Genomic DNA, 21,714 nt, shown 5'->3' on the forward strand with positions numbered 1-21,714 from the left:
AATCACTGCCCTGATTTGAGCCATTTTCCGTGAAACACTTTTCCCCTTTGGGTAATTAGCTGAAAAACATACAAACCGTCCGGCAATGGTCCAGTATCAATCAATTTACCGGGTTCATCCAATTGGAGCATAAGCATTCCGGAAGAGTCGTAAAATGCAATTCTTTTAACATTTTCCACACTGTTGATAATTACTCGCCCTGAGCCCGGGTTGGGCATTAGCGTTGCCTCACTTTCATAGCCAACAAGTTCTTTACCAACAGCAGTGGGTTCGCCAATAATTGTGAACGGAAGCATTGTGATATTTGTGTATGCCTCATTTTCCGTTGTCACTGTAAACTTCAGGAAACAATCATCCGAACCAAAATCAGGAACTGTCCACTGGTATTTTCCGTTATTCGGTAAACTGTCGGCCACCAGCCACCAGGGGCCTTCAGGCCCGAAAGCCGAGATTTCGATCTTAACTGTTGAGTTCTCACCGGCCGGCTCTGCCGATGCCCATTGAATGAAACGAACCGATCCGGGATAGAAGTTCTCATTGCCCTTCGGATTTAATCCTTTGATCCATAACGAATCGGGTGTAGAGTTTTCGGCATAAACATACAATCTGTTTTGCCAGCTTACAAATCCTGTTTTTTCATTTGCCAGGATTACAATATCACCATAACCATTCTTATTCAGATCGCCGCCAGCCCTGAATGCGCGAGCGCTTCCAGGATCCAGGTCTGTTTGGAAAGTAGCATCGGCGGTCCAATTTCCATTGCCATCACCCAGCCAGAGTTGAAAAGTTTGCGTACCGAAAGCCATCACATCCATAAATCCATCCGTGTTCATATCGAAAAGTTGGGTTCGCTCAAAAGAACCGCTTGACGGAAGATTGCCCGAACAGCTTACCCATGAATTGCCTGCATTGTCAAATTCGTAAACCTCAACACCACCGCTGGTATTTGCAAATACGAGCCCTGCACTTCCATTATTATTAACATCACCCACTGAAACACCATAGCGGGGGGTAAACTCGCCATATACTGGAAGTCCTGTATCATTTTTAATGAAATTTCCTGAACCATCTCCAAAATAAGCTGTTCCGAGCGCATGCCCGGCAATAAAATCAAGATAACCATCATTATTCAAATCAGCGAATTGGATCACAAACTCCGAATTGTTGCCAAGCAAGCCAAAACTTGGAACCCACGTGCCATCGCCCTGGTTCAGGTAAACATGAAAACCGGGCCCGCTGCCAAAGCCAATACTGATCAGGTCAAGCAGTCCATCATTGTTCACGTCACCGAGATCGGTTCCAAACATACCCCAGGTTTCACCGTTGGTGGCAAGACCTTCATCCCAGGGAGTCCAGCTCATACCTGTGCCATCACCGAGCGCCACTTCAATCAGTTGGTTCCCGAAATTGGTTTGGGAATAATTATGGTGCATTCCGTACCCGATATCTTTGAATCCATCATTATTGGCATCGCCAACAGCAATGCCGCCGTAACCGAAATTGCCTTGCATGTGCAGCGTGAAATTACCCTGCCCGTTGTTAAACCAAATCAAGAGACCTTGCTGGTTAGAATTGATGAGGGGATTGCCATGATCGCCAATGGACAGCAGGTCAACATGGCCATCGTCGTTGATATCGTTCATGGCAAGGTCGGTACGGCCGCCTTCAAAGGTTGGAACGTTCAAACCATTGGTAAGGCGGGTGTAGTTAAGCGTGCTTTTTATTAAGCCTTGAGCCTGGCTATAATTGAACTGAGCTTGTCCGGCAAGAATAAGTGAAAGAGCATAAATGAATATTTTTCTCATGATTTTCAGATTGGTTTTCAAAAATACGGTTTTCCTCAAAATCTCTTTGCTTCATTGTTGGTATTTGCCAGCCGATTGTAATAATGGCCTAACTTTACCGATCCTTTGCCGGATAGTAAACGATTTCGTGCGAACCCAACAACAATTGGATTGTTGTATTACTTAAACCTTGTTTATATATGGAAAAGATTGAAACCCGCAACCTGCAACTTAGCGATTATCTTGAACTTAAAGAAGCAATGATGATGGCTTATGAAAACTGGCAGACAGCTTACTGGAGAGAACACCATATTGAGAAACTGCTTGAGCTTTTCCCCGAAGGCCAGTTATGTGTTACTGTTGACGGTAAAGTTGCGGCCTGCGCACTGAGTATCATAGTCAACTATGATCATTTTGGCGATGATCACACTTACAAACAGATAACCGGCAATTATACTTTCAATACGCACGATTCTGAGGGTGATGTGCTCTATGGCGTTGAAATTTTTGTGCACCCCGATTTCAGGGGCCTACGGCTTGGGCGTCGCTTGTATGATGCACGCAAGGCGCTTTGCGAAAATCTTAACCTAAAAGCCATTGTTGCCGGAGGCCGCATGCCCGCTTTTCATAAATATGCCGATGAGATTTCTCCGCGCGAATACCTCTACAAAGTCAAAAAGAATGAAATTCACGATCCGACCCTGACTTTCCAGCTTGCCAACGATTTTCACGTTGTGAAAATCCTGCGCAATTATATGCCTGGCGATGAGGAATCGCAGGAGTACGCCACATTACTTGAGTGGAACAATGTTTTTTATCAGAGCAAGAAAAAGTTGTTCCGCACTTCCGACGAAACTGTTCGCCTGGGGCTTGTTCAGTGGCAGATGCGCCTGTACAAAGATTTTGAGGAACTCATTGACAATATTGAGTTTTTTATTGATACCCAGTCAGGTTATACTTGCGATTTTATTCTTTTCCCGGAATTATTCAACGCACCATTGATGCGAGATTACAACCACCTAACCGAAGCCGAATCCATAAGAGAGCTTGCCAAATACACAGAGCCTTTGTGCGACCGTTTCCGTGAATTTGCTATTTCTTATAATGTGAACATCATCACAGGTAGTATGCCATTGCTAGAGAACGAACGCCTGCTGAATGTGGGTTATTTATGCCACCGTAACGGCACTGTTGAGCGTTTTGAGAAACTGCATATCACCCCTAACGAAATTGCTTACTGGGGTATGTCGGGGGGCAGCAAGCTGCAGGTTTACAAAACCGACTGTGCCCGCATTGGAATCCTTATATGCTACGATGTTGAATTTCCTGAACTTTCCAGGCTACTTGCACACCAGGGAATCGATATTCTATTTGTTCCGTTTCTTACAGATACCCAGGCTGGCTTTAACCGTGTGCGAACCTGTGCCATGGCGCGTGCCGTTGAAAACGAGTGTTTTGTTGCCATCGCCGGAAGTGTAGGCAACCTTCCAAAGGTGAAGAATATGGACATTCAGTATGCCCAATCAGCAGTGTTTACCCCATCCGATTTTCCGTTTCCTGTGAATGGCATCAAAGCCGAAGCCACTCCCAATAATGAAATGACGTTGATTGTAGATGTGGATATTTCTCTTCTCAAATACCTTCATCACCACGGTTCAGTAACTATTTTGAAAGACCGCCGGAAGGATTTGTATGAGTTGAAGTGGAAGAAGTAGGAGCGTGGGGCATGGGGCAGAGGGCTGAGAGCGAAGGGATGCAAGCCCTGACCAGAGGGGATGGCATCCCTGGGTGTCGACATTTTCTTACCTTTGATCCATCACCAAAACCGCCAAACCATGTACAACAAAGCCATCATCAACATCAAGCCGTTGGGTTTTATGTGGGAAACCATTGATCCGTTTCTTTTTTGTGTTCACCATCTGGATCATTATCCGGCCGGAAATGATCAAATGGGACCTGCTGCATTATTGCAGGGACGGAACCTGGGGCAGGATTTTGAAATCAAAGACGGCTGGCGCATGTATCACGGCGAAACCATTCCCGGGTTCCCGGCACACCCGCACCGTGGTTTCGAAACGGTAACCATTGTTCTGAATGGTTTTGTTGATCACAGCGATTCGCATGGTGCAGCAGGCCGATATGGAGAAGGGGATGTGCAATGGATGACTGCCGGTGCAGGATTGCAGCATAGCGAAATGTTTCCACTTATAAAAAAAGATGAAGGGAATGAACTCGAACTTTTCCAGGTCTGGCTCAACCTGCCAAAAGCAAAGAAGTTTGCCGAACCCCATTTTAAAATGCTATGGGCCGAAGACATCCCTGTTTACAGCACCAAAGATGAAAAAGGAAAACTCACCGAGGTGATTGTTGTTGCCGGCAAAATCGGGAACGTTGTTGCAACAGGCCCGGCACCCGATTCATGGGCTGCTGATCCGGCCAATGAGGTTGCTATGTGGAGAATTAAAATGGAAGCCGGTACCCAATGGACACTCCCCGCTGCTTCACCTGAAGTCAGGCGCACGCTATATTTTTATAAAGGTTCGCAAATCCGCATTGCCGGCCTTGAAATTGATCCCTACCATGCCATACAACTTTTGGCCGATGAGGAAGTGATAATTGATAACGGAGGAGAAGATGGTTATATGTTCATGTTGCAAGGACTTCCTATTGCTGAGCCTGTGGCTCAATACGGACCTTTTGTGATGAACACCCAGGAAGAAATCCACCAGGCTATCCGCGATTACCGCTTAACACAGTTTGGTGGCTGGCCATGGCTCCGGCACGATAATGTGCATTCACGTTCCAAAGGCCGGTTCGCAAAACATGCTGATGGGAGAGAAGAGGAAAAACAAAACCCCGCCTCAACTTAGTGAAGCAGGGTCTTGTTTCTTGTTTCAGTTTGTAGGTTTCAGATTCAAGGTTCAAGGTTGCAGGATTCCTGCCCTTTCGTCCCTCGTCCCCGATTCCTGTTTCTTGTTTATGGTTCCAGGTTGCTAGTTCCTCATCCCTTCGTCCCCTCATCCCTTCGTCCCTTCGTCCCTCGTCCCTGTTTCCTGTTTCTTGTCTCTTGTGTCTTGTTTCAAACTCTTCCACTCTAATCAACCCGAAACAACTCGTCCTTCAGTTTAGGATTCACTTTCACTGAAATTACCTTCAAATCAATTATCTGGGGTCCAGCAGATTGTTTGATTGCGAATGGGAACTTAATTCCGTCAACTTCACGGTAATCAGAGAATTCAGTTGCACCAGCAATAGTCAACGATTTAACTTTTAGTCCTGATTCAACATCATAATAGTTTGTAGTGGTATTTCCTGAAGGATAAGTAAGTTCCACCTTGTAGGCATCTTTTCCGTTTACAGCTTCAATACCCAACAGTTGCTGTTTAATGGCATATTGGTCGTAATAAAGTTCAATGTTCATGATGGATTGCATTTTCATTGCTTCCAGCATTTCGCCGGTAACTTCTTCTTTGCCCATGGGCGAAGTAGCCACAGCCCGCTGTCCATCAAAAATTTGTGTGCTGAAAATCGTTCCGCCACTTCCAATCTCAACCCTCGATTTATCAGGCGCTTTCTGATAATTATCAAAAGTAAGCGACATGCCCTGCATTTCGGTTGTTGCTGACATGGTCATATCTTTGATACTACTCAATTTTTTTTCTCCTCCAATGGCGCTCACATACATTGCAGTAACTTTCTCTGCAGTCATATCGGCAGGCGCTGTTTTGAGCCGTTTGGCCGGGTCGTATTCATTGCCATCTTCATCAAAGTAATGGAGCCGCCCATCACCGGCAAATTTTTTGAGACTTTCAGCAACATCCGAGGCTTTACCCACAATCAGCACATTTGCATTATCGGGATAGAGATACTTATTGGCTACATCCATGATGTCTTTCTCAGTAATGCCTGCCAGACGCTGCAAATAGGTAGAATAGTAATCTTCATGAAGATTATACCTTGCAATATTCAAGGCGAAATTGGCTACAGTTTGCGGATTCTCAAGCGATAATGCAAAGTTGCCATTCATCTCGTTTTTATATAGCCGCAGTTCCTCTGCTGATACAGGCTCTTTGCGTATTAGATTAATCTCATACAGTATTTCGTGAACCGCGCTGTCGGTCACCATATTTCTCACGTCTGTTGAGGCAGTGAACGAACCAATCAACTTATCACTGTTCAGGCTAGAGTATGCGCCATAGGTCCAGCCGTGGGTTTCACGCAGGTTATCAAACAATCTCGAAGTTCCACCACCAAGTATGTTATTCATTACGCGGGCACTTATTGCGTCTTCTGAACCGGGTTTGTATTCAACCGGAAAGCCTATTCTGATTACCGACTGCACCGCGGTAGGCCTGTCAACAATGGCTACACGCATTCCTTTGGGTGGTTGTGGGTTCGGATAAATTTGTTCAGGAACATTGCCACGTTCCCATGCACTGAAATACTTCTCAATCAGTTTTTGGGTTTCTTCAAATTTCACATCACCAACAATGGCCATATAGGTAACCTCAGGCCTGACATAAGCGTGAAAATATTTCTCGCACATTTCCAGCGTGATTCTTTCAAAGCTTGCTTCGGTAGGGTTCACACCATAAGGATGATCTTTACCATACAGCAATACTTTGTTAACGCGCTCAGCAATGGAGGTAGGGTCATTCTTTGCAGCAGATAAACCTGATTTTGACTGGGTAAGAATCCTGTCGAAATGCTCCTGTTCAAACTGTGCATTGATCAGTACATCTGCGATTAACTCAGCAAGTGTTTCTGTGTATCCCGAAAGACCTGATGCATACAAACTTGTTGCGCTTGCACTCAATGATGCGCCAATGAAGTCAATTTCATCATCAATCATTTCTTTGGTGCGATTTTCGGTAGCTGTTCTGATCATTTGCCCGGTAATGTCCACCATTCCAGCGAAATCGCCTTCATGTACAGGACTGTAATCAAAGATCATTGAAAAAGTTACGCGGGGAACCTTGTGGTTCTCAACAACAAAAACACGCAATCCATTATCGAGCGTAAACGATTTTGCGTTCCCGATCTCAATAAGAGGAGCGGGGCCCGGTTCAGGACGAATGGAGCGGTCAAGCTGGGCGTAAGCATTCGCCAGGACTAAAAATGAAACTATGGTTAAAAGTATGTTTTTCATGATTGATTCCTCCGCTTATTGTTCTGATTTTGGTAAATAATGCAAAACCACCCGGTTATCGTTGTTCAGATATTTATTGGCCACCTGCAGAATATCGTCCATGCTTACCTGCATATAACGGTCAATCTCTGTGTTGATCAGGCCTGCATCGCCGTAAAAGATATGATACTCCGCCAGGTTATCGGCGATTGTTGACATGCGGGCGTTGGCAGTTACAAAACTTGTTTCAGCCATGTTGCGCGATTTCTGGAACTCGCGTTCGCTCATGCCTTCTTTCTTAAAAAGCTCTATCTGCTCATCAATGGCAGCTTCAAGCTCCATTGGATCAATACCCATGTTGGCGATCCCAAAAACAATAAACAATCCCGGATCAGCCAATGGAAAAGGAAATGAGAATACAGCAAGGCCTTTCTGCTGATCATCAACAATGGCTTTGTGCATGCGTGAACTCTGACCCGATGATAGGATATTGGTCAGCATTTCAAGCGCGTAACTGTCGGGATGGCCTTTTTGCGGGATGCGGTATGCCTGGATTACTGCCGGCAGTTGTATGTTGTCGTAAACAACATCCCTCACTTCGCCACCCAATTCAGGTTCATTAATATCCGGACGATACATTGATTTCTTACCTGAGGGTATTTCAGAAAAATACTTTTCAACCAATTCCTTGGTCACTGAAATGTCAATATCACCTGCAATGGCCAGCACTGCATTATTGGGCACATAATATGTCCGGTGAAAATCCTGGAACTCTTCCAGCTTCGCCTCGTCAATATATTGTACTGAACCGATAGGGGTCCAGTTGTAAGGATGCTTTGTAAAAGCACGCCTGAATATTTCTTCAAATATTGAACCGTAAGGTTGATTGTCATAACGTTGGCTGCGTTCTTCTTTTACCACGCTGCGCTGGGTTTCAACACCCAAGGAATCAATCACCAGGTGCAACATCCTTTCGGCTTCCATCCACAAACCAAGTTCAAGCTGGTTTGATGGCAGCAATTCGTAATAATGTGTTTTGTCCTGCGACGTGTAAGCGTTCACCTGCCCTCCGGCATCCTGAACGATTTTAAAATATTCTCCCCTTTCGATGTTTGCCGAACCTTCAAACATCAGGTGCTCCATAAAGTGTGCAAAACCCGTGCGGTCGGCGTTTTCGTTTTTCGAACCCACATGGTAGGTTACTGTAACAGCTACCACGGGAGTTGTGTTGTCCTGATGCAGGATCACATGCAAGCCGTTTTCGAGTGTGTATTCCACGAACTCAATCTGGCGTTGTTGAGCCTGCAGAGTGCCGGCAATCAGCGCCGGCAGCAGAAGCAGAAAAAATTGTTTTAGTCTCATCAGTTAAATGTTTTTGTTTCTTGAACCCCGGTTTGAAAGGCGTTTGAAAATTTCAAATTCAGGAATGGCAAATTTATAAAAATTAGAAGCCTGTGATATTGCCGGGTTGAATTATACTTGCGATCCTTTAAAAAATCATGTTAAAAAATGTTAAACCATTTGATAGACAGCATGTGTTTTTTTTATTTTGCCCAAAAATTTACAATCAATCATGGATATTGTTGTTGATAAATTTACACGCAAGTACGGTGCCCAACGGGCTGTGGATAACATCTCTTTCACAGTAAAAACAGGTGAAGTGCTTGGTTTTCTGGGTCCCAATGGCGCCGGGAAAACCACAACCATGAAGGCCATCACCACGTTTCTTGCTCCAAGTGCCGGCGATATTACGGTTGGCCCATATTCAGTCACGAAAAATCCTGATGAAGTTAGAAAACTCACCGGGTATTTGCCTGAAACCAATCCCTTGTATCCTGAAATGCCGGTGATTGACTACCTGAAGTTTGTTGCCCGCATCCATGGGATCCCGACTGCAAAACTTTCTGAAAAGATATTTGAGATGGTTGAGGTTTGTGGCCTTGGCGCTGAAAAGCACAAAAAAATCGGCGAACTTTCAAAAGGCTATAAGCAGCGTGTGGGGCTGGCGCAGGCTATGATCCACGATCCTTCGGTGCTGATCCTCGATGAACCTACTTCCGGACTCGATCCAAACCAGATTGTTGAAATCAGGGAGCTCATTAAACGCATTGGCCGTGAAAAAACGGTGATTCTCAGTTCGCATATCCTTGCCGAGGTAGAAGCTACCTGCGATCGGATTCTCATTATTAATAAAGGCCGTATTGTAGCCGACGGCTCTTCTGCTGATTTGCGCAAGCGGGCACAAGGCAAAGAGGTATTACATGCCTGCATCGAAGATGCCGACCCCAACCTGGTTTTTGAGGCATTGCGTGAATTGAACACAGTAGAGATGGTTGATTTTATCAAGAACAAGAGTAATTATTTTGAAATCCAGAGCCGGACCAACCGTTCTTCGCGCCGGGAAGTATTTCAGCTTTGCCGCGATAAAAACTGGTTCCTGACTGAGCTCACACCTCTGGAAACCAAGCTTGAAGATGTGTTCCGCGAACTGACTATGAACTAATTTAAAATTGAAAATTCGAGATTCAAAATTCAAAACCTCACTGGTATAACTTGCTATCAATTAATAAGTTAAATCTATGAATATTAAATCTTGAATTTGGAATCTTGAATCTATAATCTGGAATCAAAAATTAAAGAAACATGAAAGTCTGGGTAATTGCAACAAGAGAACTTCGATCATTTTTCGACTCGTTGATGGCCTACATTATGCTGGTGGCATTTCTGGGCTTCAGCGGATTTTTTACCTGGCTCTACGGGTCTGATATATTTTTCGTCCGTCAGGCAAGCCTTCAGGTGTTTTTTTCCATCGCTTACTGGACACTGTTTTTCTTCATTCCTGCATTGACCATGCGCCTGCTTGCCGAAGAAAACCGTACTGGTACCATCGAAATGCTGATGACCAAACCCATCAGCGATTTGCAGGTGGTGATGGGTAAGTTTTCTTCCGTGATGTTGCTGATTGTGATAGCGCTCGCACTTACTATTCCTTATTACATTACCGTGGCAAGCCTGGGCCCGATTGACCACGGGGCTACCATCACAGGATATGTTGGCCTTCTATTGATGAGCGCTGCCTATGTGAGCATTGGCCTGTTTGCCAGCAGCATTTCAAATAACCAGATTATCGCATTCCTGCTTGCCTTGCTTATAAGTATTTTCTTTCACATCATTTTCGATGTGCTTAGTTATAGTGTAACAGGGGGGATCGGTTCAATATTTTCGTACCTCAGCATCTCTACTCATTTCGATTCGATATCGCGTGGTGTGATTGACAGCAAGGATATCATATACTTCTTGTCAATTACCTTTTTGAGCCTCGTTGCAACTGAAGCTGTTCTTACAAGGCGTAATGCTGTTTAATTCAACGACTGAAAAATTATTTGAGCCATGAAGAATAAAAGACGGATTACCTTACAATTATTAATGATCCTCGGGGTGGTGATCCTTATCAACATTGTTTCCGACAGGTTTTTCGTGCGGGTTGACCTCACACAGGATCAGCGCTATACCCTCAGCGACGCAACCAGAAATATCCTTCGAGATCTGAAACAACCCGTTACAGTAAGTGCATATTTCACCAGCGATCTGCCGCCGCAGTACATCAACCTGAGGCGTGAATTCACCGACCTGCTGGTAGAATACGGCAATCTTTCGCGTGGAATGGTGGTTTTTGAAATGATTGACCCAAACGACGAAGAGACCGAAATGGCGGCAATGCAGGCAGGTGTGCAACCGGTGATTGTAAACGTTAGAGAGCGTGACCAGGTAAAACAACAAAAAGCATATATGGGCGCTGTGGTTCGCATGGGCGATCGTAAAGAAGCCATTCCGTTGATTCAGTCCGATGCCGCCATGGAATATTCGCTTTCAACATCAATAAAAAAAATATCAATTGTTGACAAGCCATTGATCGGGGTTGTGCAGGGACATGGCCAACCGCCTTTGAGTTCGTTGCAGCAGGCACTTTCAGGTTTACTGGTTCTCAACAATGTTGAGGAAGTGAATTTTTATGACACTATTGAGGATATTTCCCGCTTTCAGTCATTGATGATTATTGGCCCTACCGATAGTATTCCGAGCCTGCATTTCAGCCTGCTTGATAGTTACCTGGCCGGTGGCGGCAATTTACTTGTTGCATTGAACCGTGTTAGCGCCGATTTTAATACACTGCAGGGTTTTGCTGTAGAGACCGGGCTTGAAAACTGGCTTATGGATAAAGGTGTGATTGTTGAAGGGCGTTTCATTGTAGATGCCAATTGTGGAACCGTTGGTGTTACGCAGCAAACCGGAGCCTTCCAGTACACTACCAATATAAGATTTCCCTACCTCCCGCTTATCAATGATTTTGCCGATCATCCGATCACCAAAGGTTTGAGCAATATAGTTTTGCAGTTCGCAAGCCCGATTTTATACACCGGTGATACCTTGGTCAGGTTCGAACCGATAGCTTTTACATCCGAAAAATCGGATGCCCGGAGCGTACCGCTGATGTTTGATATCCAGAAACAATGGACTGACCGTGATTTTACCCGTTCAAAACTTGCTGTGGCTGCTACCTTGCAAGGCCCGATCTCAGGAAATCTGCCTTCGCGCATGGTAGTGTTTGGCGATGCTGATTTCGCCGTGGCTTCTGATCCTCGTCAGAACCTGCAAAGAGAAAATGTAAGCCTGCTTGTGAATGCTGTTGACTGGCTATCAGACGATACCGGACTTGTTGAACTGCGAACCAAAGGCCCGAAAGCCCGCCCGCTTGATGAAGTTGAAGATGGACGCAAGCTATTTCTGAAACTGCTGAACTTTCTGCTTCCAATCATCCTGATTATTATCTATGGTGTTTACAGGATAATCCGAAACCGCAACATACGCATGAAAAGAATGGAGGATGTTTATGTTTAAGAAATTAAACCCCCTGGTATTAGTAGCGCTGCTCGCAGTATTAATAATTGCCGTGGTAGTTGTTCTGCGAATGGATGCCCGCAAACAAAAAGGCAGCTTTTTGAACGAACTGATCAATGCTGATCGTGAGAAAACAACAAGCATCATTGTTATTCCTAAAGGAATCGCGGAGGATGCCATTACACTGGAGAAAAACGAAGACCGGTGGATGGTTGGTTCGCATGGAAAAATGTACCAGGCAAACCGCGAACATATTGCACGCATTTTTGAATCACTTTCGCCGATGATACCTGAACAATTGGTTTCGCGTTCAAAAGACAGCTGGCCTGAATATGAGATAGAAGATGTTTCGGGAACACGTGTGAAGATATATGAAGGAAAGCGCTTAAGCGGTGACTTTACATACGGTAAACTCAGTTTCCAGCAACAGATGATGCAGGGACAACAGCGGCCAAAGATCAGCACTTTTGTTCGTCTGCACGATCAGGAGGATGTTTATTCGGTTGATGGTTTTCTGGGTTCGGCATTTCCTGCGATCACAAAACAATATCGTGATCAGACTGTGATCAGCGTAAATAAAGATGATATCAGCAAAATTTCTATGCAGGGCGCTGGTGAATATAATTATACGATTTCAAGGGAAGGGACCAATTGGTTACTTAATGGCAATCAGTTAGATTCAGTTATGGTTGAGCATGTTCTGAATTCAATCAGCAATGCAAACAGCAGCGGTTTTGTGGAGCAGGAATCAGAAGGCCTGCTCAGTGTTCCATCACACCAACTTACGGTTGAAAGAATTGATGCAATTCCTGTTGAGATCAAAGCATATCCAGCCGATAGTACGCACCAATATTTTATCACCAGTTCCCAGAACCCTGGGGCTGTTTTCAGTGGTTCGCAAAATGAATTGTTTGAAAGCATCTTTTACCGGGTTACATACTTTTCCGGAAAAGATGCCAGCGATGATTCGCTTTGAAATAATGCTTGTCTACATGAGTTTGCAATTCCATCAATAGCTGGTGAACTCACTTTTTTCGGTTCCGCAAACAGGACACACCCATGTTTCAGGAAGGCTGGCAAAACTAACACCTTCTTTACTTTCATCGTAAATGAAGCCACACACCGAGCATCGGAATTTATCTGAGAAGCTACCTGTTTCCACTGGTTTCAGATGCTGTACATCAATAAATGTAGGGGCATTTGCAGGAGCCACGACCTTCCTGGTTTCACGGTAGTGATCGTAGGTTATGGGCACATTCGTTTGATCGAGCACCTGGGCATCAAGAAGTTCGCCAATAAACATCCAATGAGTACCCACATCAAGTTTTTGTACAACTTTGCATTCAAGGTAGGCAATGCTGTTGTTCAGTACAATTGGCGTTCCTGTTTGGCCAAGTTTAATATCCATGCCCTCCAGCTTGTTGAAATCTTTGCCACTTTTGTAACCAAAACGATTAAAGATCACCATATCAGTGTTTTGAGACAAGACTGACACTGCATAATGACCAGACTGCTCAATAAACCCGGCAGTGAAGTTGTTTTTGTGGCAACATGCTGCAAACAGAGGAGGAGTCGCGCTGACCTGGAATACCGAGTTTGAAATATACCCGTTTCCACGGTTTTTGTCTCCCGCACTTACGAGATATAAACCATAAGTGACCTTAGATAGAGCGTCGAAATTGATCATGGGGATTATTGTTTTTAATGCCGCAAGATAATCAATTTCAATGTGAGAGCAATATCCAAAATTAATTTAACGACCCAGTGATTTTAGCATGCTGGCATGACTTTTTACGGCATGAAGAAAGCTTGGCTGAACATAATAGGGAAGCCCATGTTCCAGCGCAGTTCCCTTAACTATATGAGCAATATTCCTGTAATGAACATGGCTTATATTCGGGAACAAATGATGCTCAACCTGGTAATTCAATCCACCGATCAACCAGGAGAAAATCCGGCTTTCGGGTGCATAATTGGAGGTTGTAAGCAATTGATGTACAGCCCAGTTGTTTTCAATATTGCCATCTTCGTCAGGCAAGGGATATTGTGATGTTGGCATAACATGAGCCGTTTGAAAAATGGAACTCAGCATCAAACCAGTTGCAAAATGCATTATAAAGAAGAAAAGCAAAATCCAGTACCATGCAATTGGAAGAACGATGAGCGGGATCACCAGAAAGATCGCATAATACAGAACTTTAGAAATAACCAGTTCAAGGATCATTTGCGTATTGGATTTGGTTCCGCTGAGCACGGCTCCACTCTTTTTGTAACTAAAGTACTGTTTGAAGTCTTTGGTGGTGATCCATGAGATGGTCATCAAACCATAGAGAAACCATGCATACAGGTGTTGATATTTGTGTATTTTTTTCAGTGGGTTGTGAGGTGAAAACCTCAGAATACCTGCCGGGTTTATATCACCATCATGGCCATGAATATTGGTATAACCATGATGCAGGGTGTTATGCTGGTATTGCCAGGTTGGCGGAAAACCACCCAGGAAATACAGAGAGTTGCTGAGAAATCTGTTAATGCGCGGATTTTTTGAGAATGTGCCATGGTTTGAATCGTGCATAAGCACCATTCCTAACCCGGCCATTCCAAGACCCATCATAATGAAGGAGAGTAAAATCATGGGTAATGTTTGAATCACCCCGGCCACCATTAATACATAAGGAGTGAAGTATACCAATGTCATCAGTACGGACTTGGCTACTATGCCAGGATTTCCATATTTTGACAGCTTATTGGTTTCAAAGTAATCTTTAACCTTCTTTCTTAGTTCTATTATGAAATCGGGTTTATTTTGGGACGAAAATTTAATTTGCGTATATGACATGTTACTGGTTTTTAAAATGTTAGGGTTTGCTTGAAATTGCTTTGCTGCAGAACCATGTGTTTAAAAAAGGATTAGGTAATCAAACTTAAACTGTAATCAAAACATGCGGAAAGCCTCGTATAATCCACATGATGAAGTGCGGACGATCCGGGGATATTGCAGATATTTTAAATCTGATTTCTTTGTTTCCTGAATAAAAAAATACAAAAATAATGCTGTGATCCTGATTCGGTCAAGATTAGGGATTAAAGCAAAGTAAAATGTGGCCACAAGCCTGGTTTATTGGTTTGTGGCAAAGTAGCCGTGCGGATGCCATTCACCCCTTAAGCGAATGGAGGCGTTCCTTTAACCTGAGAAGGTATTGACGGGAAACAGGAATTTGTTCATCAAAACCTTTAAGCTTAAGCCATTGTGAAGCGTGATTTCTGTTAAGCCGTTCAAAATGCTGTATATTCACGAGGCTGGTTCTGTGACAGCGCACAAAATTTGAATAAGGCCTCAGTTGAAGCTCAATGTTCTTCATCGTGTTTCTGATGAGTTTCTTGTGGAAAACATCATCCTGCTTGTGAACAATTTCCACGTAATTGTCGGCTGATTTGACGAGGAAGATATCAGCAATAACCAGACTTACGTTTTCAGAACCATATTCAGAACCAAATTCAATAGTCCTGTTCAGTTGATCTTCTTCAAGCTTCCCCATTTTTTCATACACCGACTGCTTTTCAAGAATCAGCATTCTGTTTTGCTGTTTCAGTTCACTGATAACATCGTAAAGTCTTGAAGCAACCACCGGAATCAGACATATCAGGATCACTTTGATCACATTGTAAAAAGACATGCTTACATTTCCTACATAACGGAGGTAGAATATAAATGACAGGGAAGTCACTACCAGCATAATGAATCCGCTAAGAAACGCAGGAATGTTGCTTTCCTCATCAACGGCCCCGTACTTCACAAGAAGCAGTGGAATAAAGGTTCGTATGATAACCAATATAAGGAACACTATGGCAGCTAATCCGGCCACGAATACCAGGAGATTATTAGAATCAAAATGACGAAGCTGAAAAGGTTGAAAAAAGAGCACAAACAAAAATACTCCAAAGCTGATGCTCAGGTTAAGGCTCTTTTCTTTACTTAACATCCTGCTTATATTCCTGATGCTTTCCATCCTGCATTGATTGTATGTATTTGAGAGTGCTGCGGTTTCGGCAAAATTAATATAAATTGTGGGGATGCCGGGCAGCTTAGCATTTGTCTTTTAGCAAAGAAGGCTTGTCTGCCTGCCTTAAAGCGTGGTAGTCGGTGGTACTATCGGATGAAATGCTACAAGAAAGTCTGTTATTTCTCACGGAAACTCTATTCTTACTGCTTTGCCTATTTTCTCAGCATCCCACTGGTGTTTTCAGGTTTCCCATCTACTTCCTGTGGTACGATGCCAAGAATCTTTGCCATCAAAGGATACAGATCCACATTGTCGAATTTTGGATGTACATGGCCTTTCTTAAAAGCAGGGCCTGTGGCGTAAAAAATTGCCTGCATATCAAGCTGGCGGATGTCGTAGCCATGTGCTCCGCCCGAATTGTAATGGTCAGGTGCGGGAGTCCAGTTGATGCTCCAGGCACTGTCGGCTGCAACAACCAGATCAAGCGTCCGGGGGTTGTTGCCGTAATTAAGTTCTGCGGGAACCTCGCCATGTTTCCATACCTTAATATTTTCAAGCCCATACAATTTCTGATAAATGGAATCAGCATAACCTTCTTTGGCTTTAATATTATACACAGGATTGCCACCAAGTGCTACTTCTGCCCACTCCGCCGGAAAATGATCGGTGAGTGTGACTGTACGGTCAGGGGAAATAGCGCCCATACCATGATCCGACGTAAAGATTAAGTTGATTTTGCCGGCATTTTCAAGTTGGTTAATTTTTCGACAAAACACACCTACAAGGCTGTCGAGGTAAGTAACATTGGCAAGTGTTGCTTCGCTTTCCGGGCCATGACGATGTCCGGTGGCATCCGGTTCGTGCATATACCACATGATAAGCCGGGGGCGTTGCTCTTCCGGTAATTGAAGCCATGCAATGACACTGTCAATGCGTTGCTCGAAAGAGAAATTGTGATCGTAATATTTCCAGATTGAAGGGCGGATGCCATCTGTTGGATGTTCGCTGCCAACCCAAAAATAAGTGGCGGTTTTCACGTTCTGCTTTTCGGCAGTGATCCAGATTGGTTCGCCCCCGTAATAATATGGATCATGACGTGTCGCGCTATCGCGCATGGAATAGGTGGTTCCGGTTTCCGGATCGTAAAAATGATTATTTACAATGCCGTGATTATCAGGATACAAACCAGTGGCCATAGAATAATGGTTCGGAAAAGTTTTGGAAGGAAAGGACGAACGAATGGCTTCAGCCCGCACACCGATCTTTGCAATGGAATCAAGGTTTGGTGTATTGGTCATGTTGGGATAATCCCAGCGAAAACCATCCATGGAGAGGATGACGAGGTAATTGTCATTTTTTTGTTCTTGACTGCACGAGGCAAACAATAGTATTAGGATCGTAGGAATAATGAATCTCATGGTCATTTTGATGCTTAAGATATTATTTTGCTGCGAAAATAGGCATAAAAAAAGTCCCGCAACCAGGCGGGACTTTTTACATATTGTTAAGTAAACTTTAGAAGATATATCTAATACCAATCTGCAATTGCCAGTTTTGGGTATAGTTGAAGAATGTTGAATACGTTTCTGATAAATAATTGCCATCAGAATCCTTAACCATTGAGAAACTTGGAATATTACTGCTATCTTTCCCTTCATACCTTAAAATCCGGCCATTGTTGGCCTCAAACATATTCTGGTTAACTCCCCATTCGCTGTTCAGAAGGTTTCCAAAGTTTAAGAAGTCGAGGCTGAATTGTAAGGTGTTGGTTGTACTACCTATTTTTATATAGTATTCGCGTGCAATGCGTAAGTCGAATTTATTCACCCATGGTGCCCGTGCAGCATAAGCTTCAGCATATTCACCCTTGTGGTTACTCAGGTATCTGTCCTGTTCAACAAATTCAAAGAAAGCATCTTCGTCCGCTGGGCTAACAAACTTTATTTCACCTTTTTCATTCGGAATATAAATCAAGTCGGTTGCATAACCATCGCCATTCATATCGTTTGCATAGGTGAAACTGTAGCCTGCTGGTGAATAACCGGCATAGAACAGATTAACCAATGTTGCAGAATTAACGCTATTGTTCAGCCAGGGAATTTTGTATGATACAGAAGCAATTGCTCTGTTAGGCACTACATATTCTGAACGCTGCACCATTGGAAGATGTGGGCCATTAATCTGAATAAGGCCATTATATGCCGATGCTGCGTTGCTGCCGGGCATACCTGAAACTTCTTTTGATTCAGTATATGTATAGGCAAGCATTACATTCATATCATTTAAGGGTTCGGCTACGATTGATATGTTTCCAATTGCTCCCCATCCTTCGCTACTATTTGCAAGTACGTATGCATTTTTTGCATTGTATTTTAAATCGCCACTTGCAGGATAAATATATCTATCGTCGGGTCCATTAAAACGCTGCCATGTGTCATCTGGTTGCTTCAGGTCATAATTTTTCAACATAACCCCGTTGATGTTTTTTGTGAAAATACCCTCCACAGTTACCGACATTGGAAATGAAGCAGGTACCTCAAAATCTAAAGCAAGAGAAGATTTCCACACCTGAGGCATTTTGAAATCAGGGTCAATTGCATTTATATCACGAGGCAAGGCTCCATCTTCAGGAGTAATTGTGTTTTGCAAATTCAGTCTTTGAATCATTTCTTCTACGCTTATAATCATTGGTCCTGCCAACGATGCTAATACTGGATCAGCGCTGGTAACATTACCATCGGCATCGTATCTGGTAACAGCGGCATAGCTACCCTGTACCATTCCTGAGTTGGTTGGCATATTGGTAAAGAAAACTAGAGGTAACCTTCCTGCAAACAATCCGGTACCACCACGTAGTTTCATTGTTTGGTCTCCCTTGGCATCCCAAGTGAAACCGACCCGGGGTGAAATCTGAACTTTTGCTGTTGGCCATTCGCCGGTATCAATTTTCTCACCGCCAAAATCCAGTTCATAAATGGCATTGTTTCGTATAATATTGTCCTCATATTTTAAATAATCGGCTCGTATTCCATAGGTTAATTTAAACCCTGAAGCAACATTCCACTCATCCTGCGCATAGAATCCAAGCTGGTTAAAAGCTACTTCGGCAGCTGGGTTCTTGTCTCCATCGTAGCCATAGGTTAGTGCGAAATCTCTTGGAGCGGCCTGGTTCAGGAAATCGTCAATGCTGGCATAGCGGTAATATCCTGTTCCGTTTCGCATATAGGAGTTGTTAGCCATTTGGTATTCAAAACTTGCTCCAACAGTTACTTTGTGTTTACTCAAATAAAAATTCACGTTGTCAATGATATTGAAAATATTATTGTTAACGCCATTATTCCAGGTAAACAACTCATAACCTGCGGACATATATGGCTCAAGTATCTGACTACCGTCTTCGTTAACTCCATTTAAAATATCAATAAACGGAAATGGATCAGAATTAGAACCACGAACATCTGAAATATTGGTGTAGGTAGTCAGGAACTGATTTGAAACCTTATTTGAAATTCGGCTGTTCAAATCCAGCGCTATAGAATTTACAATGTTATCACTTGAATAAATGGAATTTGAGAAAGACATGGAGTATTGCGAAATACGATTAAATGCATTGTGCCTAAAGCCTCCATCGGTCGAATTACCATTGGTTGGATACCATGCCTGATTTTTGGTGTGGTTATAGCGTAGACTCAATTTATTGGCATTGTTAATATTCCAGTCAATACGCGCAAGCAGTTTTCTGTTACTTTCGTCGGCCGGGTAATCGGTGTAGGAACCGGGATTATAGCCATAATTAGTAATCAAATGTTGTTTTACTCTTTCCATATCAGCAATACTGGTGCGTGAAAGTGACAGGTCAGTGTTGGCAACACCGTCTTCTGATGGCCTCCAGGTCACTACTTGCCCCGGACGAATTTCGTATTCACCATTAACAAAAAAGAATAATTTGTTTTTGATAATAGGACCACCAATGGCTGCACCATAAATTTTTCTCGATTCTATATCACGTTCTCCAAAATCTACATCACCGATTCTATTTCCGCGCAAATCCTGGTTGGTTAGGTAGGTATATGCTGTTCCTTTGAATTTATTGGTTCCTGATTTAGTAATGGCATTTATACCTCCACCAATAAAATTGGACTGACGAACATCAAAAGGAGCAACTACTATCTGAATTTCTTCAATAGCGTCCAAAGAAATAGGATTACCACCACCAGGTAAACTGGAGCCTAATCCAAAGTTATTGTTAAAATTAGCTCCATCAACTGTAAAGTTGGTTGAACGTCCATCACCTCCGGCAAAACTCATTCCATTTGCATACGGTGAAAGGCGTGCAATATCCTGAATGCTACGGTTGATAGTAGGCATCTCACTCAGTTGCTGGTTCGAGATATTTGTTGTGGCACCTGTTTTATCTGTTTGAAATGCAGAAGCTTTTTGACCCACAATCATCACTTCTCCTAATTCTACTACTCCCTCAGTCAGAACAGCATCCAATACAAAGGATTCCCCAAGATACAATCTGATATCCGAATAGCTTTCTTTGGAGTAGCCCAGGAACGAAACCTCTACCAGATATGGCCCCCCTGTGCGCATCCCTTGAAGGTTGAAACGACCTTCAATGTTGGTAATTGTGCCATACTGCGTTCCTGATGGCTGATGAACAGCAACAAGAGTAGCCCCGGGAAGAGGTTCATTGTTATTGTCAAGTACACGGCCATTCATGCCAGAAGTAGTAATCTGAGCATAAATGGTTCCTGTAAGCAGCATAAAAGCTGCCAGAAACATGATAAACTTGTTTGTTTTTTTCATAAAAATGAAATTTTGATTAGTAATTAAACCTTGGTGTTTGATTTCTGGTGTAAATGTAGAAAAGTTAGCTTCGTTCGTATTAAAAATTTATTAAAAGTTATCAAGATACAATGTGTTGTAATGCAACCATATGCCTGTATTTTGCGATGATAATGTTAACTCGTTGGCATTGATTTCTACAACGTAAAATGACGCGGCAAAAATAAACCTCTGATTAATATTGAACAGCGGTTGGATATTATTAAATTGTTAAGTTGCCAATCCGGCAGTGGTTGTTATAGTATTCGCCTGAGCAGGCGTAATTTATGAGTATACTGCATGGTTTCTTCATTGAAAATACCGTGATGGTCAATTTTATCGGTTCGCACCCTGCCGCTGGCATGGATAATTGTATTGCGATCCAACAGCATACCCACATGCGTAATTTCTCCTTCGTCATTGTCAAAAAAGGCAAGATCGCCCGGATGCGCCTCGCTGAGCAAATTCACAATATCGCCTTGCGTAGCTTGCTGCGAAGAATCCCTCAACAAAGCAATGCCACAAAGTTTGTAAACCATCTGCACAAATCCTGAACAATCAACGCCAAAAGGCATACGTCCGCCCCATAGGTAAGGGCTATGCAAATACATGTAAGCGTTTTCAACCAGCTTTCGGCAATGGGTGCCAACTCCCGGGCAAACGGCAGCTCCATCAAAAGAATACTGTATCCCGTCGAGTTCGAACGACTGATCAATTAATCCGGGCAGCGAACTTCCTATTAAAACCGGAAACATGCGGTTCCGTGTGTGGTCGAACATGATCTGGACGAGATCGGTAACCACTGCAGTAGGCATGTTTGATATGCTTAAGTACGATTCTTCACTGATTACCTGGAAATCAGACGAATTTACCCAACCGTTGTAGTTGTCGTAGCTGCACCTGATCCTGCGCCAGGTGTGGTATTTTTCAATCACCGTTAAGGATTCGCCAAACAATATCTGGCTGGTCATTTCCGAACTATTGAAAGGATGCTTGCGAACCGGAATGGCTGCCAGGAGACTGATGCCATACTCAATAGGCTTGTTGTCGTGGTTTTCCATGATGCAGA

General features: G+C 43.5%; 15 protein-coding genes. 6 read left to right on the top strand and 9 right to left on the bottom strand.

What is annotated here, in order from left to right; all coding sequences use genetic code 11:
* Window positions 1-2: 2 nt before the first annotated feature.
* A complete protein-coding gene (locus tag IH597_07120; GenBank protein ID MBE0662222.1) occupies window positions 3-1,805 on the bottom strand; it encodes a T9SS type A sorting domain-containing protein in 1,803 nt (600 codons plus the stop codon).
* 179 nt (window positions 1,806-1,984) lie between these two features.
* Between IH597_07120 and IH597_07125 the strand changes: the two genes are divergently transcribed.
* Both IH597_07125 and IH597_07130 read left to right on the top strand, forming a co-directional pair.
* A complete protein-coding gene (locus tag IH597_07125; protein ID MBE0662223.1) occupies window positions 1,985-3,499 on the top strand; it encodes a GNAT family N-acetyltransferase in 1,515 nt (504 codons plus the stop codon).
* Window positions 3,500-3,619: 120 nt separating this feature from the next.
* Window positions 3,620-4,654 carry a pirin family protein gene (locus tag IH597_07130; protein ID MBE0662224.1) on the top strand — a complete coding sequence of 345 codons (1,035 nt, stop codon included), beginning with the start codon at window positions 3,620-3,622 and terminating at the stop codon, window positions 4,652-4,654.
* Between the two features lie 224 nt (window positions 4,655-4,878).
* Here the strand turns inward: IH597_07130 and IH597_07135 are convergent, their stop codons facing one another.
* Together IH597_07135 and IH597_07140 are read right to left on the bottom strand one after the other, a co-directional pair.
* A complete protein-coding gene (locus IH597_07135) occupies window positions 4,879-6,933 on the bottom strand; it encodes an insulinase family protein (protein ID MBE0662225.1) in 2,055 nt (684 codons plus the stop codon).
* A gap of 15 nt (window positions 6,934-6,948) precedes the next feature.
* Window positions 6,949-8,274 (bottom strand): insulinase family protein, encoded by a 1,326-nt coding sequence (locus IH597_07140; protein ID MBE0662226.1) that lies wholly within the window; start codon window positions 8,272-8,274, stop codon window positions 6,949-6,951.
* Between the two features lie 211 nt (window positions 8,275-8,485).
* Here IH597_07140 and IH597_07145 point away from each other — a divergent pair, with 211 nt between their 5' ends.
* The 4 genes from IH597_07145 (at window position 8,486) to IH597_07160 (ending at window position 12,787) form a co-directional block, all read left to right on the top strand.
* A complete protein-coding gene (locus tag IH597_07145) occupies window positions 8,486-9,415 on the top strand; it encodes an ATP-binding cassette domain-containing protein (GenBank protein ID MBE0662227.1) in 930 nt (309 codons plus the stop codon).
* Between the two features lie 140 nt (window positions 9,416-9,555).
* Entirely contained in the window at window positions 9,556-10,275 is a 720-nt protein-coding gene (locus tag IH597_07150) for an ABC transporter permease subunit (protein ID MBE0662228.1), read from the top strand.
* Between the two features lie 27 nt (window positions 10,276-10,302).
* The gene (locus IH597_07155) at window positions 10,303-11,811 is read left to right on the top strand and encodes a Gldg family protein (protein ID MBE0662229.1); all 1,509 of its coding nucleotides are present in this window, start codon (window positions 10,303-10,305) and stop codon (window positions 11,809-11,811) included.
* On the top strand, window positions 11,804-12,787 hold the full coding sequence (locus tag IH597_07160) for a DUF4340 domain-containing protein (protein MBE0662230.1): 984 nt from the start codon (window positions 11,804-11,806) through the stop codon (window positions 12,785-12,787). The genes IH597_07155 and IH597_07160 overlap by 8 nt, the downstream gene beginning before the upstream one ends.
* Before the next feature lie 33 nt (window positions 12,788-12,820).
* Here IH597_07160 and IH597_07165 read toward each other — a convergent pair whose 3' ends face one another.
* The 6 genes from IH597_07165 to IH597_07190 form a co-directional block, all read right to left on the bottom strand.
* Window positions 12,821-13,498 carry a flavin reductase gene (locus tag IH597_07165; protein MBE0662231.1) on the bottom strand — a complete coding sequence of 226 codons (678 nt, stop codon included), beginning with the start codon at window positions 13,496-13,498 and terminating at the stop codon, window positions 12,821-12,823.
* Between the two features lie 66 nt (window positions 13,499-13,564).
* Window positions 13,565-14,650, bottom strand: a complete 1,086-nt coding sequence (locus tag IH597_07170; GenBank protein ID MBE0662232.1) for an acyl-CoA desaturase — start codon at window positions 14,648-14,650, stop codon at window positions 13,565-13,567.
* A 316-nt stretch (window positions 14,651-14,966) separates the two neighbouring features.
* Window positions 14,967-15,821: a LytTR family transcriptional regulator DNA-binding domain-containing protein gene (locus IH597_07175; protein ID MBE0662233.1), complete on the bottom strand. Its 855-nt coding sequence runs from the start codon at window positions 15,819-15,821 to the stop codon at window positions 14,967-14,969.
* Between the two features lie 206 nt (window positions 15,822-16,027).
* Window positions 16,028-17,233: an alkaline phosphatase family protein gene (locus IH597_07180; protein MBE0662234.1), complete on the bottom strand. Its 1,206-nt coding sequence runs from the start codon at window positions 17,231-17,233 to the stop codon at window positions 16,028-16,030.
* A 97-nt stretch (window positions 17,234-17,330) separates the two neighbouring features.
* Entirely contained in the window at window positions 17,331-20,627 is a 3,297-nt protein-coding gene (locus tag IH597_07185; GenBank protein ID MBE0662235.1) for a TonB-dependent receptor, read from the bottom strand.
* 275 nt (window positions 20,628-20,902) lie between these two features.
* On the bottom strand, window positions 20,903-21,706 hold the full coding sequence (locus IH597_07190) for a C40 family peptidase (GenBank protein ID MBE0662236.1): 804 nt from the start codon (window positions 21,704-21,706) through the stop codon (window positions 20,903-20,905).
* Between the last annotated feature and the right edge of the window lie 8 nt (window positions 21,707-21,714).

Source organism: Bacteroidales bacterium (assembly GCA_014860575.1).
Taxonomy (GTDB): domain Bacteria; phylum Bacteroidota; class Bacteroidia; order Bacteroidales; family JAAYJT01; genus JAAYJT01.